The following is a 1421-nucleotide window of genomic DNA, read 5'->3' as shown; positions in this document are numbered from 1 at the left end:
GTCATGTCTGGATGGCGCCCGTTTGGCAATGTGATTGTTGATGACGTTTGGGCCTAGCGGGGCGGGTGCAGTCATGTCTCCGGCCTTTGTGCGCGGTATGTCATAACCGCTGGCCCTGATGTTTTACGCTGAAGCTGGTCCCTCTCAACTTATCGCGCTTGGCTGACGCAAGACGATGCCACGGGTTTGCCAGTTTCGGCGGTCCATGTCCGCTTATGCCTCACATCATCTCATCATCACCATGCCAACTGGATGCCCTCAGGGGCGAATAATCTGTACGTGCCGTCTATGGTGCCGCCGGCGCGGCAACTCCCTGGCTCCCGCGCTCGTAAACCGTGCTCCTGACCATCACCGCCCAGGCGATCCGCGCCATCTTGTTGGCCAGCGCAACGGCAACGACCTTGAACGGCTTCTTGGCCAACAGGCTCCGGGCCCAGTCCGCCAGGACCGTCCTGGTCTTGCCGGACTTCATGCTGTAGAGCGCGGCGTGCGCGCCGACGACCAGCAGCTTGCGCAGGTGCCGGTTGCCCATCTTGGAGATGGAGCCGAGCCGCGGCTTGCCACCGGTTGAGTGCTGCCGGGGTACGAGGCCGAGATAGGCGGCAAACTCCCGACTGCCCTGGAACAGGCCGACGTCCGGGATGCTGGAGGAGAGACAGGAGGCCACGATTGGACCGATGCCGGGGATGGTGGCCAGTCTGACGCTCACCGGATCCGTGCGATGGGCGGCCAAAATGGCTTTGTCGAGTTTGGCAATCTGCGCCTCCATCCCGAGCAGCATCGCGGCCAGGGGCTGGAGCGCTATCCGAGCCGTGGGAGGGATCTCGTGGTTGGTCTCGTCCTGCAGAGTGGCAATCAGCTGGCGCGTGTTGCGAGCGCCTTGTGCCGCCACAATGCCCAGCTCTGCGAAGTGACCGCGCAGGGCATTGATCAGGGCCGTCCGCTGCCCGATCAGAAGATCGCGGGCTCCGTGCAGCATGAGGGTGCTCTGCTGCTGCGGGCTCTTGACCGGGACGAAGCGCATCGACGGCCGTGTGACGGCTTCACAGATGGCCGCCGCGTCCGCAGCATCGTTCTTCTGCCGGCGTAGATAGGGTTTGACATAGGCGGGCGGGATCAGGCGGACATCGTGCCCGGAAGCCATGAGCGTGCGGGCCCAGTGATGAGCCGTCGCGCAAGCCTCCAAGCCGATCAGGCATGGCGAAAGCGCTCTGAAGAAACCCGGAACTTGGCTGCGGCGCAGCGTCCTGCGCAGGACGATCTTTCCAGTCCTGTCCACGCCGTGGAGTTGAAAGACGTTCTTTGCGATATCAAGGCCGATCGTGGCAATCTCTGGCATGATGGATGGTTCCTCTCCGGTTCTTCAACATGCCTATTCTGGCACGTCTGACGCTGGTGGAGGGCGCCATCCACGACATCAA

1 protein-coding gene is annotated in these 1421 nt (G+C 62.8%); it reads right to left on the bottom strand.

Features of this window, described 5'->3' with window-relative positions:
• Window positions 1-286 precede the first annotated feature (286 nt).
• On the bottom strand, window positions 287-1339 hold the full coding sequence (locus ACS5Q0_RS27440) for an IS110 family RNA-guided transposase (RefSeq protein ID WP_473129782.1): 1053 nt from the start codon (window positions 1337-1339) through the stop codon (window positions 287-289).
• Window positions 1340-1421 lie beyond the last annotated feature (82 nt).

It is taken from the genome of Microvirga sp. HS2 (genome assembly GCF_055792805.1).
This window is presented reverse-complemented; position numbering and strand designations above follow the sequence as displayed.

Excerpts from the sequence above, each read along its gene's own strand:
- ACS5Q0_RS27440 (WP_473129782.1), bottom strand. The coding sequence starts at position 1,339 with ATGCCAGAGATTGCCACGATCGGCCTTGATATCGCAAAGAACGTCTTT.